Below are 16,951 nucleotides of genomic sequence, written 5' to 3'. Positions count from 1 at the left end.
TTTGGATGTGCCATGGCACGTCTGTGGGCATCAACTAGGATTTATCCAGATCAGAACGCAGTTTTTCCAGTTCTGCCTCGATCTCCGCATTGCCACCTGATCCGGCTTGAGCGGACGGTAATTGTGCCGATTCCGTTGTACCACCTAGGTTAGCTTTCATCGAGGCTAATTCTGTATCAATGTTACTGCCACTTTCTATGGCATTAAATTTCTTTTCCAATTCATCACCACTAGAGAGTTCCGCGATCGCCTCGGATCGGGCTTCGAGTTCATGTACTCTGTCTTCCATGCGCTCAAAGGCACTCAGAGTCCCGCCTGTGTTGAGATTTCCTAACATCTCGTTAATTTTCTCTGAGGCTTGAGCTGAACGCGCTCTGGCAATATAAAGGTCTTTTTTCGTTTTTGCCTCCGAGATTTTACTCTCTAGCGTCTTCATATCTTTTTTAAGTTTAGTAACAATCTCACGTTGCTGCCCCAGTTGCCCCTGGAGAGCTTGAGCCGTTTGCTGATGAGTTTGTCGCCGAGTTAGGGCTTCTCGTGCCAAATTATCGTCCCCTTTCGACAGTGCCAGTTGAGCGCGGTTGTACCATTCTTGAGCCGTCGATTCAGCTTGGGAGGCTTGGCGTTCTGTACGTTTTTGGGACGCGATCGCTTGAGCGACAGCCTGCCGCATTTGGATTAAATCGTGCTGCATATCGTCCACAGCTTGTTCCAGAATTCTTTCTGGATCTTCGGTTTGTCCAATCAGGCTATTCAGGTTGGCGCGAATCACTCGCCCGATGCGCTCAATCAATCCCATAGCAGCTCTCCATTGTAGTTAGGGGTGGGGAAAACTTTATCACCATGGTATCTCAGGCTTCTTTGTCTGATGTATTCTGTCATTGCCCGTTCCCCGTTCCCGGTTCAGAGTTCCCCAATCAATCAGGTTTATAAATCGATGCAGAAAGACCCTGTTCCTTAAGCCTCTCGACTAGGGTTTTGGCTTCTGACTCCAGTTTAAAGGCACCCATAGCAATCCTTGTTCCTGCGGGTACGTTCACCACGTAGGCGTCAGGGACAATAGTTTGGGCTGTCTCCAACACACTACTATCGCTAGAGTTAATCAGCACATAATAGAACTCATCACTCAGATTGGAGGGGGCGTTGTTTGGCTTCGGTGCAGCCGAGGTGGATGTATTCGCTTTTTCTGAGGAGTTGTTAGTCGATGATTGGGGTTGAGCGGGTGAGGAATTTGGTGTCACCGATGGCGTCGCCGTTGGAGGTGGTGGGGTAGGAGGAGTTAAAAGGGCTGATGGTAAATTTGAGGCTGGATTCGGTAACTGGGGTAAAGGTAGGACTGAAGCCGTGGGTGGAGCCGCTGCTGGAGGCGGTGAATTGGGGATGGGGGCGATGGGTGAAGCACTTGGACTAGAGGTTGGATTGGCTTTCAGATTAGGGAGTGTATTGATATTCACGTCTGGGAATTCATCATCACTGGCGAGATTAGGTTTATTTACGCCGAGTAATTCATTTTCCCCATTAGCGGTTGTCGCTGTTGAATTCTCAGCCGTTGTGGGTGTCTCAGTTGCTAAGAAGTCAAGCCCTAGGCTAGTCCGAAAAATATAGGTCAATGTCGCACTCGAAACCAGCAACAGTAAAATCGAACCGACACCAAGGGGAGTGAGGATTCTATTCGTTATGGGTTTTTGGGATTCCTTTGGGGTTTCCTGTTCGGCTAACGTTTGCCGTAATTTTTCTGAGGATTCTAAATAGTCTTCTGGTTGAGACTGATCCGTTGTCGGGACAACTAATTTACCGTCCCCTTCTAGGGATTCCTCTAGGGTGGGGAAGTCAGTAACGCTTTGCTCCTGAGTCTTCACCAAGGGGGCTTCCTGGCTAGGTAGGGGAGGAAACAGGGGTGGAGTGGGTTCAGTCTCTGGGAATTCCCTCTTTTCTGGTGTGGGAGAACCACTCACTTGAGCGGATTGCCGATCAATGTTTCCGGGAGAACTCGTAGAATCGGCGGATGGGGCGATCGAAATAGGAGACGCTGTTGTCGGCTCAAGCTGATTGACTGCCGATTTCTGTTTGGGGTAACGCCCCGGTAGTTGGGGAGATGTGATACCACGTCCTCGGCGTTGGCGTCGATAGCGAGCTAATTCGGCTTCGAGTTGCACGTCTAGGCTACCTAAAGCCGTCTGCAAAGCAGGGTTAATCGACAGGGGGGAGGAAGGAGTTGATGATTTTGCTGAGGTTTTTTGGCTCATGAAGGGAACTTCCGTTTAATCCGGCAGGGTTGAGTTAGAGGCTCGTTGTGACAACGAAGACGATACTTAAGGATAGTGTTGGTTTAGGATAGCTGTATAGGGAAGCATAAATACTCATGCTGAAATCTCTTAATCATATAGTAGAAGCACTGGATAATCAGCCGTTTTGGCAAGGTCAACAGCAATTTCAACAGATCCGCGACTGTTGGGCTGAGGTTGTGGGTGCAGATAGGGCGCAGCAAACTAGACCCCATTCACTATCCCGGAATATTCTTTATGTTGCCACGTCAAGTTCGGTTTGGTCTCAAGATCTGACATTAAAACGCCGTTCTATCTTGAAACAGCTTAATGCTCGATTGTCCACGCCGATAGAAACTATCCGTTTTTCGCCCGGATGGTGGTATCAAGAGCAAACCTTACCCCAGACTGAGGAATCGGAACATCCCAGCCTTGTGGATGAACCGGAGGTTTCATCTCCTGCTGATCCCCCTGTGGAACAGCCTACACCCCAAACGGCATTTGAACAGTGGGCGGCGAAAATTAAGGCGCGATCGCAAAACTTACCCCTTTGTCCTCAATGCCATTGTCCGACACCGCCAGGAGAACTGAAACGCTGGCACGTTTGTGGCTTGTGTGCGACTAAGCAGTGGCAGGGTTAGCGGTTGCCTTGACCGGGCTTATGAATGCTGACCTGTCAGATCGGTTTAACTTATCATTCTTGTTTGAATGTCTCGCTTAAATTTCGTGTCTAACTATACATTAGGTCTATCCTTTGGGCTTGATCCCCATGAGGTTTCACCAAAAATTAACCATTTTTCTGACCAAGCTTAACTGATTGTTTCGTTTCTTTGCGAAAATGTGTTCATATATAAAGCAATTATAAAGAAAAAATAAAATATCAATAGTTTAAGTAAAAAATAATGGAAATTGAGAAGATATAGGCAGCTAATTAAACGTTCATTTTTTAAGACATCCAATGAAAACCTTCAAATGCTCAACGTCTGCTTGTCAGTTTTGTCGCTATTACCAACTTGAAGGACGGCGCGGCGGTACGTGTCAGCAACTTGGCGTACCCGTTAAAGCCAATTGGAAAGCTTGTTCCTTAGCCCTTCCACCCTTTGCGCCCTCGTGGGAAAGTTTTGAGCAACAATGGCTGGATGATCAACGCCTTTTGAGAGAAGATTTAGCTACAAACTGCTCCCAGAGACATTCCCAGCCGACGCCCTCGACAAAAGTTCAGACATCAAACCCTGAAAACGTGGCAACTAAAGTTGCTCTTGTGTAATTTCCCTTTTATAGCACTCGGCTAGAGTATCAGTTGGTTAGAGGTTACTTACAGCCTTCATCAATTGAACCCATTCAGATCAGTGAAGGCATAAAATTCACCCTTGAGTTGTTATGGTTTTAGTGGATTTCCTTTTAATTAATTTTTGATAACCCAATCTTAATCTTTGAGACAATTTATGTAGGGCTTGCTGCACAAAGCCAAAACCGCAAAGCCCATCAATACTTTGAGATTTATTGACAGAGGGTTTCTGATTCACCCAGATATGACTAAACCCGCCTTTGTGTAGGGGCGGGTTTCACCATTATCGTTTCTGACCTCACCCATAAGTGACTAAACCCGCCCCGACCGAGTGAAAGACCTAACGAACAGTGTCAAACTACGGTAACCAAGGATATTGACGGAAATCAGGAGGGCGCTTTTCCAGGAACGCTTGTTTCCCTTCTGCCCCCTCCTCCGTCATGTAGTACAATAGCGTGGCATTTCCAGCCAGTTCTTGTAAGCCTGCTTGACCATCACAGTCAGCGTTAAACGCCGCTTTTAAGCAACGGATAGCAATAGGACTTTTTTGTAAGATTTCCTTTGCCCACTGAACCCCCTCCGCTTCCAACTGGTCTACAGGGACAACAGTGTTCACCAAACCCATATCCAGCGCCTGTTGTGCCGTATACTGGCGACAGAGGAACCAAATTTCTCGTGCTTTCTTATGACCCACGATTCTGGCGAGATAGCTAGCGCCAAACCCACCATCAAAGCTGCCGACTTTTGGACCCGTTTGACCAAAGATGGCGTTATCTGCGGCAATGGTTAGGTCACAGATAACGTGCAAGACATGACCGCCGCCAATGGCATACCCAGCGACTAAGGCAATCACGACTTTGGGCATCGAACGAATCAGGCGTTGTAAGTCCAAGACATTTAAGCGAGGAACGCCATCATCGCCAACGTATCCCGCCTTATCCCGAACACTTTGATCCCCTCCAGAACAGAAGGCATATTTACCATCGGTGTGAGGACCCGCCCCGGTTAATAGAACAACACCAATTCTTTGGTCTTCGCGGGCGTTACAAAAGGCATCGTAGAGTTCAAAAACAGTTTTAGGGCGGAAGGCGTTACGCTTGTGGGGGCGATTAATGGTAATTTTGGCGATACCGTCGGCTTTGTGATAAAGAATATCCTCGTAGGTTTTGGCGGTTTGCCAGTCAATTGACATATCGGTATTTTCCCTTGGTTATAAAGACTCCAAGTACTACTTTGAGCTTGACTTCCCTATCCTAAGACTCAATGGCACTGAAAAGCGTGCATTTTTGGATCGCCAAAACCCTTGCTATACCGTGGGGTGGGCATTGCCCACCAGCTTTAATTCGATACCATTCATCCTCAGACAGTGTAGATATACCGTAGTGGACTGACACAGCTAAAATTGTGGAATAGATTTGACGTTTAACCCTGAATTTCGACAGGCTCAATTGCCGCGAAGCGACGCCCTGAGTGTGCCGAAGGGTCGAAGGGTTAAACCGGGCGCACGCCATGCGCCCCTACAATGCTAATCCACCAATTAAGGTGTGCCACGCCACTACCTAACTTGGCATTTCCGCATGGGGTGGAAAGCCATGCTGGATTCTGCCAATATCGGCATCATATTTCTTCGAGGTTTTGAATAGTTCAAAACGTCCATCCGCCGCATAAACGGCACACTTATCACGTAGCGCCTGCATCTGTTCCGGGTTCATCGGCTGAAAACCCCGGGCAATGGCTAGGTTTTGACGCAATACATCCAGTGATGGAATACCGCTAACGGTGGTGGCGACAGGTAGACTCATCGCATAACCCAGTGCTTCCTCAACCGTGAGAATCCCGTTTTTTATCGCTTGACCATTACCGCTTAAGCTTTTCATGCCGATGGGCGCAATACCGCGTCGATTCAGTTCCGGTAATACCTGCTGTTCAAAACTGCTGAACGTGGCGTCAAAACAGTTCAGCGGTAACTGGCAAGTGTCGAAGGGGAAATCGTAAGCCAGCATCTTCAGGTGAATCGCTGGATTTTTATGACCCGTGAAGCCCACAAACCGCACTTTACCCTCACGTTTTGCCCGTTCTATGGCTTCAATTGCCCCATTTTGGCGGAAAATTAGCTCTGGGTCGTTATCATAAACGACTTCATGAATTTGCCACAAGTCTAGATAATCGGTTTTCAGTCGCCGCAGTGAGTCTTCCAATTGCTGCATCGCCACACTTGCATCGCGTCCATGGGTGCAGACTTTGGTCATCAGAAAAACTTGATCACGCCGCCCAGCCAGGGCTTTGCCCATCAATTCTTCGCTGCGATGGTTATTATATTCCCAGGCATTATCCATAAACGTGATTCCCGCGTCAACGGCTTCTTGGAAAATTTTCTGGATTTGGCTCATTTTCCCTTTGTGCATGAGGGATTACTGGGAGACGTGTGTCAAAGTGCGATCGCGGACTATCACGTCCAATCTACTCCAGATGAAATTATGATTAATAATATCCGCGTCTGGCAACCTGACCCCGATGGTACGGGTGAAGGCAACTACGTAACCTATACTTATCGAATTTTGCGTCCGCTAACGGCTCATTTTGTCAAAACATCAAATCAAGGGAACTTGGCTATTTTTTTTACCGTCACGCCCGTCACGGAAACCGAATGTCTGGGCTGGATGGGGTTAGCGATGAATTATGGGTTTGATGTTCCTGAAGCCGACTTAAAAGCGTTTCAAGATAAACTTGTAGCTCAAGATATTCCCATTGTTGAGTCACAACGTCCTCAATTATTGCCTTTAGATGTACAACGGGAGTGTCATTTCCCTAGTGATAAAGCCTCCCTAGCTTACCGTCGCTGGCTGCAACAAAAGGGGGTGACATTTGGCACGATATGAAGTAATACGTCAAAAGTCAATTATCGGCGTGGGTTTAGCCAAAATTGTCGGCGTGGGTTTAGCCACTGTAGGGGCGGGTTTAGGAACTAACATCAACTATTCACCAATAAATGAACAACAAAACCCGCCCTCTCCACCATTAACTGAATTGAACAATAAAACCCGCCCTCCCCACCACTAACTGAATTGAACAATAAAACCCGCCCTTCCCACCACTAACGGAACAACAAAACCCGCTCTAATTCATAATCAATAAGTCCTACAGCCGTTTACCCCTGAATGAAGAACAAAAATTCATCTCTAATACCCCATCCCTCATCCTTATTTTTCAGCGTTGTTATTCCCACGTACAATCGTCTACCCATTCTCCAAAAGTGCCTAAAAGCCTTAGAGAATCAACATCTCAGGGACAATACTGTTGTCGCTGGCTATGAAGTCGTCGTCGTGGATGATGGCTCAACAGATGGCACACTAGAGTGGCTAGATTCTCATCGTCATGAATTATCTAAAGTGCGATCGCTCTCTCAAGATCACCTGGGTCCAGCCGCCGCCCGAAATCTAGGCGTTGAGCAGGCTAAAGGCGATACAATTATCTTTATTGATAGCGATTTAGTCGTCACCGAGAATTTCCTGCAAGCCCATGCTGATGCACTGGTTCAGGGACAACAGCAGTTAGGGAGCGATCGCGTCTTTACTTACGGCTGGGTAATTAATACCAACAATTTCGATAATCCCAGTTCGGAACCCTATAAGATAACGGATTTCTCCGCCGCCTATTTTGCTACTGGAAATGTTGCGATCGCGCGGAAGTGGTTGGAGAAAGCGGGACTGTTTGACACGCGCTTTCAACTCTATGGTTGGGAAGACTTAGAACTGGGTGTTCGCCTCAAACAATTAGGCTTAAAACTGATTAAATGTCCGGCTGCTGTCGGCTACCATTGGCATCCTCCCTTTAATTTAGACCAAATTCCCCAGATGATTGACCGAGAAATTCAACGGGGACGCATGGGAGTATTATTTTATCAAAAACATCCCACTTGGGACGTGCGGATGATGATTCAGATGACATGGCTGCACCGGATACTCTGGGGAGTTCTTTCCGTGGGTGGGCGATTAAATGAACGAACCATGGCATCCTTTTTGCAATATTTGATTAATCGCGGGAAGCCACAGTTAGCCTTAGAAATTGCCCGAATTTTCCTGAACTGGTACAACGTGCAGGGAGTTTATGCGGCTTATGCGGATATGGAAAAAAAGCGGTAAAACAAAAGAAAGAGTGTATTTAAGGTATGAGTCAATAGCCGGGAAATAAATTTCCGGCTAATAGCTAAAGTAAGCTAAAGCTTACTGATAGCAAATCCCAGTTAATTACCCTTTTATAATCCTTTTTAAGTAGGTTAGTGTAAATAAACTTAACTAGATTAAGTTATGTAAACAAGCCTTAAACCCTTACTGTTCCCTGTTCCCTGTTCCCTGTTCCCTGTTCCCTGTTCCCTGTTCCCTGTTCCCTAATCTCCACCGCTAACTTTAATTGTGTCCACCTACTTATTAAAATAAAAAGTAACGCTGTGCCATGGGTAAACTCGTAGCTGGTTCGCAAATTAACAATTCTCCATCTGCCCTAACTTGATAGGTTTCTGGGTCAACTTCCATCTCCGGTAATGCATCATTTAATTTCATATCTCGCTTACTCACTTGCCGCGTATTGGACACCGCAACCGCAGGTTTTTGTAATTTCAATTGTGTGGCAATATCTCGGTCTAATGCCGCCTGAGAGACAAACGTTAACGACGTAGCCGCGATCGCACCGCCAAAACTGCCAAACATGGGACGGCTGTGAATCGGTTGGGGTGTGGGTATACTGGCATTAGCATCCCCCATTTGAGACCAAGCGATCGCACCGCCTTTAATCACAATCTCCGGTTTCACGCCAAAAAAGGCGGGTTTCCACAGACATAAATCGGCTAGCTTCCCTTTCTCAACTGAACCCACATAGTCAGCAATACCATGGGTAATCGCTGGATTAATCGTGTACTTTGCCACATACCGCTTTGCCCGAAAGTTATCATGATCCACTGTTTCCCCAGAGGATGAAGATAAAACGCCCCGTTGCACTTTCATCTTGTGCGCTGTTTGCCAGGTGCGAATAATCACTTCCCCGACTCGCCCCATCGCCTGAGAATCGGAGGCAATCATACTAAATGCGCCTAAATCGTGCAAAATATCCTCAGCCGCGATCGTTTCCCGGCGAATCCGGGACTCGGCAAAGGCGACATCTTCTGGAATCCCCCGATCCAAGTGATGACATACCATCAACATATCCAGATGTTCTTCCAGGGTATTCATCGTGTAGGGGCGAGTGGGATTCGTGGAGGAGGGCAAAACATTGGCTTGTCCACAAACCTTGATAATATCGGGGGCATGACCCCCGCCTGCACCTTCGGTATGGTAGGTATGGATGGCGCGGTTTTTGAATGCCGCGATCGTGTTTTCGACAAATCCGGCTTCGTTGAGGGTGTCGGTATGGATGGCGACTTGGATATCATAGTCATCCGCGACACTAAGACAGGTGTCTATTGTGGCTGGCGTAGTTCCCCAATCTTCGTGTAACTTTAACCCCATTGCCCCTGCTAACACTTGTTCTACAAGTCCTTGGGGTTGACTACTATTGCCTTTACCCAAAAATCCCAAGTTTACCGGAAACGCATCAGCCGCTTGCAGCATCCGGTAAATATTCCAAGGACCCGGTGTGCAAGTCGTGGCGTTGGTGCCTGTCGAGGGTCCTGTACCGCCGCCTAACATCGTAGTAATCCCGGATGCGATCGCGACTTCAATTTGTTGGGGACAGATAAAGTGAATATGGGAATCAATCCCCCCAGCGGTGAGAATCATCCCTTCCCCCGCTACAGCTTCAGTCCCCGGACCAATAATAATATCGACGTTATCTTGAATATTGGGATTTCCAGCTTTGCCAATTTGGAAAATTTTACCGTCTTTAATCCCAATATCGGCTTTAACGATTCCCCACCAATCCAAAATCAGGGCATTGGTAATCACCAGATCCACCGCACCATCGGCATTAGATATCGGAGATTGTCCCATCCCATCCCGAATCACTTTCCCGCCCCCAAATTTGACTTCATCCCCATACGTGGTGAAATCTCGTTCCACTTCAATGAACAATTCAGTATCAGCAAGACGGATGCGATCGCCTACAGTCGGACCATACGTTTCAGCGTAAGCGCGGCGATCCATTCGGTAACTCATCGCGGTTTCTCTGGCAGATGCTATGGGGCGGGTTAATTATACGGCATTTCGGCGCGATCGCACGTCCCCACAAGCGCAAAAAAAGAGGAGGAAACCGATCTCCCTCCCCAGTCCTTATCTATTGTGGCAACATGAGTTTCAAACAATGTTAAGTTTTGTTTGAAAACCTGCACCGATGTGCCAAATTCATGCTATTTCTTTCTTAAGCTGATAACCGAGGCTGATCAACTTCAACCTGTAACTGGCGACAGGGAATTTTTTCAATCTTGATCGCTTGACCCAGATAAGTTGATAAAACTTCGAGTTGAGCATCCAATGCTGCTTCAAACAACAGGCGATCGCCAGGAAAAACAACCCGCTCAAAACTGTAAGCGTTAGGGATACCAATCCGAATCACTTGCAGTGAGCTAGTCGTGTTGGCATAGCTACAAAGACGTTGAGCAGAAGCACTCGTCGGTTGTGAAGGAATGGCTGATATCATCATGGGTCTTAGGTGTTCTTGAGTAACAAAGCGAAGGTGATTGACTCCCTCTATTTTAATTTTTACAAATAAGAGTTTAAGTTTACTAAAAATAATTGTTAAATTTACACTAAATTTTATATTTGTTGACAAAATTAAATACAAAGGGTATTGACATTTAACGTGTCAATGCCTTAGAAGCGACGATAAATAAGTGGCTTACCATTAAACCACCTGAGTGGAATTTTGGCAACCGGAAAGCGAGAACGGGAAACAGCCAACAGGCTATTTAAACCAATCTTCGGTCAGTCAGTTTTTAGTAACATACTTATACAATTTGTCGGGAAAATCAGAGGGGATTTATCTCCGACGACTCTGAGATTAGAACGATTCGGGCTGAAGTGACTGAGAATTGTTACAACACTCCCCTTAGCTTCCGAGAATGATCAACTAAACTCTCCGCAAACTGATCTAAACGCTTCGAGAGTTTCTCATCTAAAAGCTTGCCATCCTCCCCAAACGCTTGCCACGCTCGACCAAAAGCGATTTGCTCTGGAATCACCCAACCATGAACCCAACGGATAATCAGCCGGAGTTCATTGAGGGCATTACTGTTAGCTTGACCGCCTAAAACACTGAGCAGCCCGGTCACTTTACCCGATAAATGGTCAAATGTCATCAAATCCAGGGCATTTTTGAGTACCCCACTCACGCCCCCGTGATATTCCGGTGTAACCAAAATTAAGCCATCGGCTTCCTGTACCGTTTCCCGTAACCGAATGACATCGGGATAACCGGGATAGTCATCGCTACCGATACAAAAGGGTAACTGCATCTGTCGCAGGTCAAGGATTTCTGTGGATGCGCCCAAGGCTTGCACCCGCTGGATGGCTAAGGTTAAGGCTTGATAACTATAGGATTTAGCTCGCAGGCTACCATTAATGCCAACAATTTTTACCATGTCTTGCCAATTAATACTTTCTAATACAAAATACCTTAGTTCCCTGATTACTGACATCCCACATTCCACACCCTACACCCTGCCTACTCTTCAAGTCGCTTATCACCTCTTCAGTTGCCATGAATCCTCCCCAAGCAACGGCTAGATTGGAGGAACGCTAAACTAGAGGTTGGGAAGCAGTTGAACGTGCCGCGTCACGCCTTGGCAGCATTATGCTGCGAGTTAATAGACAGGACCAACAAGGGAAATTATTCGATGAACAACAGTTCCTGGATGAGATCATGGATGGGACATGAACCGCGTAGAGGTTCAACGGGTAAGCCAAAGCCGCCACAGAATAAACTTCGTTATTGGTGGCGTATGGTAACCAGCTTAGTGATCGTTCAAGGTGTGATGTTGGGTGTCCCTGCCCAAGCGCAACAGACGGAGCAAAAGCCATCGTTAAGCTATGGGCAGTTTTTGCAGAAAATTGATGCCTGCACGCCGCCCCCCTCATCCCCAGAGGAAGAGATCCCACCGAGTCAGACATCGAAAACGGATTGTGATATCGAAAAAGTTGAACTTGACCCCGCCCGTAATGTTGCCAGAGTCTACTTAGCCGAACAGGAAGACGCCGAACCGCCCCAAGAAATCATGCTACTGGAGCAAAATGGCGAACTGATTGGGAAACTGCGGAACACCAATATTCCCTTGGATGTAACGCCAACCACAAATAATTCCGCCGCTTTAGGGCTGGTGATGCAGTTATTTTTGCTCTTACTCTTGCTCGCCGGACTGATGATGATTCTGCGCCGTTCGGCGAGTAGTTCCGGTCAAGCGTTAAACTTTGGCAAATCCCGCGCTCGCTTTCAGATGGAAGCGAAAACAGGGATACAATTTGGTGATGTGGCAGGGATTGAAGAAGCCAAAGAAGAATTACAAGAAGTTGTTACATTTCTCAAACAACCGGAACGGTTTACCGCCATTGGTGCGCGTATCCCCAAAGGGGTGCTGTTAGTCGGTCCTCCGGGTACAGGAAAAACCATGCTGGCAAAAGCGATCGCGGGAGAAGCGGGGGTTCCGTTCTTTAGTATCTCTGGCAGTGAGTTTGTGGAGATGTTCGTCGGGGTAGGTGCCTCGCGGGTGCGGGATTTATTCAAAAAAGCCAAAGAAAATGCTCCCTGCTTAATCTTCATCGACGAAATCGACGCCGTTGGCAGACAACGGGGTGCGGGTATCGGTGGAGGTAACGATGAGCGAGAGCAAACCCTCAACCAGTTACTCACAGAAATGGATGGGTTTGAGGGAAATACAGGGATTATCATCATTGCAGCGACCAACCGTCCCGATGTTTTAGATTCCGCCCTGCTCAGACCTGGGCGATTTGATCGCCATGTTATGGTAGATCTCCCTACCTATAATGGACGGCTGGGGATCTTGGATGTCCATAGTCGGAATAAGAAATTAGCACCAGAGATATCCTTAGAAGCGATCGCACGACGCACTCCGGGATTTTCGGGCGCGGATTTGGCGAACCTGCTCAACGAGGCGGCGATCCTCACCGCCCGACGGCGTAAAGAGTCAATCACACCCCTAGAAATTGATGATGCCATCGATCGCGTCAGTATTGGTCTGCAAATGACGCCGCTTCTGGATAGCAAGAAAAAGCGATTAATTGCTTACCATGAAGTCGGACATGCCCTGCTGATGACCATCCTGAAAAATTCTGATCCCTTAAACAAGGTGACAATTTTGCCCCGTTCCGGTGGCGTGGGTGGATTTGCCCAACCCCTACCCAATGAAGAATTCATGGATATCAGTCGCTCTACTGATCTGGGGGATTTGTACTTGCCTCGGACGTGGCTCATTGATCAGATTACCATTGCTTTAGGGGGTCGGGCGTCGGAAGAAGAAGTATTTGGTCATAGTGAAGTGACCATTGGTGCGGCTAGTGATATTAAGAAAGTGGCAGAACTGGCGCGTGAGATGGTGACTCGCTATGGGATGTCTGATTTAGGTCCGGTTGCTCTGGAACGCCCGGACAGCGAAGTGTTTCTCGGCGGCGGTTGGACTCAGCGATCGGACTATTCCGAAGAAGTTGCCGCTAAAATCGATCATCGGGTTCAAGCGATCGCGATGCGATGCTATGAGGAAGCTCGTCAGCTAATTCGCGACAATCGACCGTTGATTGATCGCTTAGTAGACATGTTGTTGGAGCAGGAAACCATTGAAGGGGAGCAATTTCGACAAATTGTTGCCGAACACACCCAACTGCCAGAAAAACAAATGGCGGTAATACATTAGGAAAGCAAAAAGGAAGGCAGAAGGCTGTCATCTGCTTTTTCGTCTATTGTTAACGGGTGAATTATGTTCGCTGCGCTGCCCATTGAACGGGTTAAATCGACTCGTTGACGCTATTTCTCAGATAATACCTGAATGAAAACCACTCTTAAGTAGAATGTCACTGACTGGTATGCTGGTGGACCCTTGCGAAGTCGAAACCCACGATGGCGGACTGACACAGCTAAAATTGTGGAATAGATTTGACGTTTAAACTGGGCGCAAGCCTTGCGCCCCTACAATTCTAATCTACCATTTTAGGTGTGCCACGACACTACGGTATATCAAAGGTTTTGGCGATCTAACAAGGCTTATTTCAGTGCCATTCCTCTTAAGTAGAAGGACAGTTTGCCGATGAGTTTAGTTATTTCTGATGAAATTATTCGGGCAAGTGGATTATCTGAACCTGAATTCCTCTTAGAAATTGTTCTGCTGCTATTTAAGCAGAAAAAAATCAGTCTGGCTAAGGCAAGTCATTTGCTAGGGATGCCCCGGATTCGGTTTCAGCACGAATTAGCGTCTCGTCAGATTCCGATTCACTATGATGTGGAGGATTTTGAGACGGATTTAAGCAATTTACGGGCAGCAGGACGGTTGTGATTGTTATTAGTGATACGTCTCCTATTACTTAGGAAAAATGTACCCTTGCTCCCCCAGCTCCCAGACGTGCCATGGCACGTCTCTACATTGGCTTCCCCAGCGTTCGACTGAACTTCGACAGGCTCAGGGGTCCGCGCTCACGCCGAAGTCTTCCCCCGCTCCCCTCACCACAAGACTTATTCAGCAACCCCTAATTCGATGCCGTTTGCCGTCGGTACATTTCCCGGAGAACTAAGGCGGGGTCAATGTATTTGTCGGCGTACTTTACCCCCCAATGCAAATGAGGACCTGTGGTGCGTCCGGTCATACCTACACGACCAATTCGGGTTCCGGTGGGTATCTGTTGACCTTTCCAGATTTGAATCCCGCCACTGCGATCGCTCAAATACACGCCTTGGTTATCTGTTTCCACATGACCTTTGAGGTGACAGTAGATATGCTTCCACTCACCGGATTGGATGGTGATAGAGGTGCCACAGGCGGTATTATCGGAGAGGGATACCACCTGACCTGCCCACCAGTTGCGAATGTAACTGCCTTCGGGTGCGGCGATGTCTAAGCCGCGATGAAATTCTGTACCTGAGCCACGGGGAGAACGACGGTAGCCGTAGGGGGAGGTATAAGCCTGAAAATTCTCAACGGGAAATGAACCTCCCTGCCAATAGGTGTTGGTGTTGGTCGTTATCTGAGTCGGCGTAACCTCTGAGGCGGTAACTCGGTGTTGGGTGATGACTCCCCAGAGGATAAAACTGATTAAACTTAGTCCAGCGAACAGGAGAAAGCGTTTTACGGTTGTCTTGTGTTTTTTGTGTCGTTGGCGTGGAAATACTCCTGACATTTCCTCACTCCTCGATGGGATGAACGAACAAGTGGTTAGCTTCGCTACCTTAACATGAATGGTACTGACTGGCATGGTGGTGGGTTTCGACTTCGCTCAACCCACTCGACTTCGCTCAACCCACCCTACGGTATATCAAGGGTTTCGGCGCTCTTAAACTGCTTCAGTTAGCTGCCTTAAACCTTAACATTTCCCAGCCTGAGATAGGTAGATCAGCATCAACTTTTTTCTTAGAACATGCGACTATTTGCTGAGGCAGATGCCTCGTGGAAAAAGCTATGATGGATTTTGGCTTGGTAACGATTCCGACATCCAGCCAGACGCCTAAAACTCCTGATGGTGATTTCTACCCTTTCTCGATGTCTTCCACCCTTTATACTGTAGACTTCAGATGACAGCGACGGTCAAAATTCAGCCTTCTGGCTTCTGCGTTCGATATCCCAAAACTTCCTGGCGAGTCACCTTCGTTGAGGAAGCGTCCGGGAAGTTCCGGTTTTCACTGATTGGATCTGACTTTAAGTTTGAACCCAGAGATCGCTATCGTTACCCTTCTCATGATGATGCTAAACGCGCTGCTGTTTGCTTTCTGGAGTTGATGAAACGGTTAGCCCGTTCCCGGATGCGCTTAAGCGTGCTAGCTGAGATTGGTCTGTTGAAATTCCCCCAACACCAGCATCGGGGTTATAAAGTGTGGTTGGTAGTAGACCGCGCCCGTTATTCCTGGGAAGCCACTCGACAAGATGGTCTTTGTATTCGATCGCAACGCTGGTACAAGCGACCGGAAACCGCCTTATCTAAAGCACAGCAGCATATTGACTGCGAGTATGCCAAGTCTCAGATCCGGGATGTTATTGGTTGGGTTTAGGGCGTCGCTTTGTCCCAGTGAAGAATCGAATGATCTACCATGTCAATGAGATCTGGATATACTCTACCCGTCTTTGCCTGTGCTTCCGCTATGGCGGCGTTGCAGTGGTTGCGCCAAGCTAAACCCCTAGATGCCGTATCTGTAGATTTAATTGAACCTCCAGAAACGGCAGACATTCCGATTGAGCAAGTCGCCGGAATTCACCCAGGAATGGCATTGGCAATTACCCGCAGTGATCCGGGGGATAATATTGATCTAACCCGAAATACTCCAATTTGGGCAGTTGTGGAATGGGGACAATCTGAGCAAACCGACCAGGTAAAGATAGTCGGCGGTGAAGGTATTGGGCGACAATTAAATGCCGCCGGAAAAGCGGCAATTTATGCCTACGCTGAGACGTTATTAGAACGGAATCTCAGTCGCTTACTTGCACCCGATGAGAAAATTCAGGTGACAATTATTTTACCCGAAGGACGTAAACTGGCAGAACGGACATCGAATGCGGCATTTGGTGTGCTAGAAGGATTATCATTGTTGGGAACGACAGGTATTTCTCAACCGTTAAGCGCTCCTGATCAACTGCAAGCTTATCGCGAACAACTGCAAATTAAAGCCCTCTGTTTTGATTGTTTAGTCTTCTGTGTGGGAGAAAATGGGTTAAGTTTGGCGCGACAGATGGGAATTAATCCAGAGCAATTAGTCAAAACGGCTAATTGGCTAGGACCTCTATTAGTGGCGGCGGGATTGCAGGAAATCCCCGGACTTTTATTATTCGGGTATCATGGTAAGCTGATCAAGTTAGCGGGAGGCATTTTTCATACCCATCATCACTTAGCTGATGGACGCTTGGAAATTCTCACCGCTCATGGCGCTCAAGTGGGATTACCCACGCCGATTTTACAGGCAGTTTTTACCAGTCCCACCACCGAAGCCGCGTTGACCTATTTGCGGCAATTGGATGCTAAGGAGGGGAGTGATTGGGTGAATCAGATTTATCGGGCGATCGCGTCTACGATAGATAAACGTAGCCAAGACTATATTTATAAGCATAGCCAGCAAGAAGTACGAGTCGGTTCCCTGTTATTTGATCGCAACCGCCAAGTCATCGTCACTAGCCCAACGGGAGCCACATTACTTTCGCAATTATGTTAAGTTGGTAAGAATATCTATAAAGCTTGGCTCCATCTGTTAAACCAATAGATTCTCGCTG

The 16,951-nt window shown here is 47.5% G+C and carries 17 protein-coding genes; 9 read left to right on the top strand and 8 right to left on the bottom strand.

Annotation, left to right across the window (positions count from 1 at the left end):
* Positions 1-34 precede the first annotated feature (34 nt).
* Positions 35-799: a PspA/IM30 family protein gene (locus RIC07_RS28975; RefSeq protein WP_446397538.1), complete on the bottom strand. Its 765-nt coding sequence runs from the start codon at positions 797-799 to the stop codon at positions 35-37.
* Between the two features lie 118 nt (positions 800-917).
* A complete protein-coding gene (locus RIC07_RS28970; protein ID WP_446397537.1) occupies positions 918-2,246 on the bottom strand; it encodes a hypothetical protein in 1,329 nt (442 codons plus the stop codon).
* A 116-nt stretch (positions 2,247-2,362) separates the two neighbouring features.
* Between RIC07_RS28970 and RIC07_RS28965 the strand changes: the two genes are divergently transcribed.
* Both RIC07_RS28965 and RIC07_RS28960 read left to right on the top strand, forming a co-directional pair.
* Positions 2,363-2,905 carry a DciA family protein gene (locus RIC07_RS28965; RefSeq protein WP_446397536.1) on the top strand — a complete coding sequence of 181 codons (543 nt, stop codon included), beginning with the start codon at positions 2,363-2,365 and terminating at the stop codon, positions 2,903-2,905.
* 317 nt (positions 2,906-3,222) lie between these two features.
* Positions 3,223-3,531, top strand: coding sequence for a hypothetical protein (locus RIC07_RS28960; protein WP_446382870.1), 309 nt, complete (start codon positions 3,223-3,225; stop codon positions 3,529-3,531).
* A 379-nt stretch (positions 3,532-3,910) separates the two neighbouring features.
* Here RIC07_RS28960 and menB read toward each other — a convergent pair whose 3' ends face one another.
* Together menB and RIC07_RS28950 are read right to left on the bottom strand one after the other, a co-directional pair.
* A complete protein-coding gene (gene menB / locus RIC07_RS28955; RefSeq protein ID WP_446397535.1) occupies positions 3,911-4,744 on the bottom strand; it encodes a 1,4-dihydroxy-2-naphthoyl-CoA synthase in 834 nt (277 codons plus the stop codon).
* A gap of 367 nt (positions 4,745-5,111) precedes the next feature.
* The gene (locus tag RIC07_RS28950) at positions 5,112-5,942 is read right to left on the bottom strand and encodes an aldo/keto reductase (RefSeq protein WP_446397534.1); all 831 of its coding nucleotides are present in this window, start codon (positions 5,940-5,942) and stop codon (positions 5,112-5,114) included.
* Between RIC07_RS28950 and RIC07_RS28945 the strand changes: the two genes are divergently transcribed.
* The 3 genes from RIC07_RS28945 (at position 5,934) to RIC07_RS28935 (ending at position 7,694) form a co-directional block, all read left to right on the top strand.
* Positions 5,934-6,431: a hypothetical protein gene (locus RIC07_RS28945; RefSeq protein ID WP_446397533.1), complete on the top strand. Its 498-nt coding sequence runs from the start codon at positions 5,934-5,936 to the stop codon at positions 6,429-6,431. The genes RIC07_RS28950 and RIC07_RS28945 overlap by 9 nt on opposite strands.
* Positions 6,418-6,612, top strand: a complete 195-nt coding sequence (locus tag RIC07_RS28940) for a hypothetical protein (RefSeq protein ID WP_446397532.1) — start codon at positions 6,418-6,420, stop codon at positions 6,610-6,612. The genes RIC07_RS28945 and RIC07_RS28940 overlap by 14 nt, the downstream gene beginning before the upstream one ends.
* 98 nt (positions 6,613-6,710) lie before the next feature.
* Positions 6,711-7,694 carry a glycosyltransferase family 2 protein gene (locus tag RIC07_RS28935; RefSeq protein ID WP_446397531.1) on the top strand — a complete coding sequence of 328 codons (984 nt, stop codon included), beginning with the start codon at positions 6,711-6,713 and terminating at the stop codon, positions 7,692-7,694.
* Between the two features lie 285 nt (positions 7,695-7,979).
* Here the strand turns inward: RIC07_RS28935 and ureC are convergent, their stop codons facing one another.
* The 3 genes from ureC to RIC07_RS28920 form a co-directional block, all read right to left on the bottom strand.
* Entirely contained in the window at positions 7,980-9,698 is a 1,719-nt protein-coding gene (ureC, locus tag RIC07_RS28930) for an urease subunit alpha (protein ID WP_446397530.1), read from the bottom strand.
* 202 nt (positions 9,699-9,900) lie between these two features.
* A complete protein-coding gene (locus RIC07_RS28925) occupies positions 9,901-10,182 on the bottom strand; it encodes a DUF1830 domain-containing protein (protein WP_446397529.1) in 282 nt (93 codons plus the stop codon).
* A 391-nt stretch (positions 10,183-10,573) separates the two neighbouring features.
* Complete coding sequence (locus RIC07_RS28920) at positions 10,574-11,119, bottom strand: NADPH-dependent FMN reductase (protein ID WP_006105529.1); 546 nt, start codon at positions 11,117-11,119, stop codon at positions 10,574-10,576.
* Between the two features lie 255 nt (positions 11,120-11,374).
* Here RIC07_RS28920 and ftsH point away from each other — a divergent pair, with 255 nt between their 5' ends.
* Together ftsH and RIC07_RS28910 are read left to right on the top strand one after the other, a co-directional pair.
* Positions 11,375-13,402 carry an ATP-dependent zinc metalloprotease FtsH gene (gene ftsH / locus RIC07_RS28915; RefSeq protein ID WP_446397528.1) on the top strand — a complete coding sequence of 676 codons (2,028 nt, stop codon included), beginning with the start codon at positions 11,375-11,377 and terminating at the stop codon, positions 13,400-13,402.
* 390 nt (positions 13,403-13,792) lie between these two features.
* Entirely contained in the window at positions 13,793-14,038 is a 246-nt protein-coding gene (locus tag RIC07_RS28910) for a UPF0175 family protein (RefSeq protein WP_006105527.1), read from the top strand.
* A gap of 190 nt (positions 14,039-14,228) precedes the next feature.
* Here RIC07_RS28910 and RIC07_RS28905 read toward each other — a convergent pair whose 3' ends face one another.
* Positions 14,229-14,876 (bottom strand): M23 family metallopeptidase, encoded by a 648-nt coding sequence (locus tag RIC07_RS28905; RefSeq protein WP_446397527.1) that lies wholly within the window; start codon positions 14,874-14,876, stop codon positions 14,229-14,231.
* A gap of 391 nt (positions 14,877-15,267) precedes the next feature.
* Between RIC07_RS28905 and RIC07_RS28900 the strand changes: the two genes are divergently transcribed.
* Together RIC07_RS28900 and cbiD are read left to right on the top strand one after the other, a co-directional pair.
* Positions 15,268-15,741, top strand: coding sequence for a hypothetical protein (locus RIC07_RS28900; protein ID WP_446382892.1), 474 nt, complete (start codon positions 15,268-15,270; stop codon positions 15,739-15,741).
* Positions 15,742-15,780: 39 nt separating this feature from the next.
* A complete protein-coding gene (gene cbiD, locus RIC07_RS28895) occupies positions 15,781-16,893 on the top strand; it encodes a cobalt-precorrin-5B (C(1))-methyltransferase CbiD (RefSeq protein ID WP_446397526.1) in 1,113 nt (370 codons plus the stop codon).
* The last annotated feature ends 58 nt before the right edge of the window (positions 16,894-16,951 follow it).

Origin of the sequence: Coleofasciculus sp. E1-EBD-02, from assembly GCF_040218245.1 — a bacterium.
Classification (GTDB): Bacteria; Cyanobacteriota; Cyanobacteriia; order Cyanobacteriales; family Coleofasciculaceae; genus Coleofasciculus.
This window is presented reverse-complemented; position numbering and strand designations above follow the sequence as displayed.

Excerpts from the sequence above, each read along its gene's own strand:
- cbiD (WP_446397526.1), top strand. The coding sequence starts at position 15,781 with ATGTCAATGAGATCTGGATATACTCTACCCGTCTTTGCCTGTGCTTCC.
- RIC07_RS28970 (WP_446397537.1), bottom strand. The coding sequence starts at position 2,246 with ATGAGCCAAAAAACCTCAGCAAAATCATCAACTCCTTCCTCCCCCCTG.
- RIC07_RS28950 (WP_446397534.1), bottom strand. The coding sequence starts at position 5,942 with ATGAGCCAAATCCAGAAAATTTTCCAAGAAGCCGTTGACGCGGGAATC.
- RIC07_RS28975 (WP_446397538.1), bottom strand. The coding sequence starts at position 799 with ATGGGATTGATTGAGCGCATCGGGCGAGTGATTCGCGCCAACCTGAAT.
- RIC07_RS28905 (WP_446397527.1), bottom strand. The coding sequence starts at position 14,876 with ATGTCAGGAGTATTTCCACGCCAACGACACAAAAAACACAAGACAACC.
- RIC07_RS28935 (WP_446397531.1), top strand. The coding sequence starts at position 6,711 with ATGAAGAACAAAAATTCATCTCTAATACCCCATCCCTCATCCTTATTT.
- RIC07_RS28965 (WP_446397536.1), top strand. The coding sequence starts at position 2,363 with ATGCTGAAATCTCTTAATCATATAGTAGAAGCACTGGATAATCAGCCG.
- RIC07_RS28900 (WP_446382892.1), top strand. The coding sequence starts at position 15,268 with ATGACAGCGACGGTCAAAATTCAGCCTTCTGGCTTCTGCGTTCGATAT.
- RIC07_RS28925 (WP_446397529.1), bottom strand. The coding sequence starts at position 10,182 with ATGATGATATCAGCCATTCCTTCACAACCGACGAGTGCTTCTGCTCAA.
- RIC07_RS28910 (WP_006105527.1), top strand. The coding sequence starts at position 13,793 with ATGAGTTTAGTTATTTCTGATGAAATTATTCGGGCAAGTGGATTATCT.
- menB (WP_446397535.1), bottom strand. The coding sequence starts at position 4,744 with ATGTCAATTGACTGGCAAACCGCCAAAACCTACGAGGATATTCTTTAT.
- RIC07_RS28960 (WP_446382870.1), top strand. The coding sequence starts at position 3,223 with ATGAAAACCTTCAAATGCTCAACGTCTGCTTGTCAGTTTTGTCGCTAT.
- RIC07_RS28920 (WP_006105529.1), bottom strand. The coding sequence starts at position 11,119 with ATGGTAAAAATTGTTGGCATTAATGGTAGCCTGCGAGCTAAATCCTAT.
- ftsH (WP_446397528.1), top strand. The coding sequence starts at position 11,375 with ATGAACAACAGTTCCTGGATGAGATCATGGATGGGACATGAACCGCGT.
- ureC (WP_446397530.1), bottom strand. The coding sequence starts at position 9,698 with ATGAGTTACCGAATGGATCGCCGCGCTTACGCTGAAACGTATGGTCCG.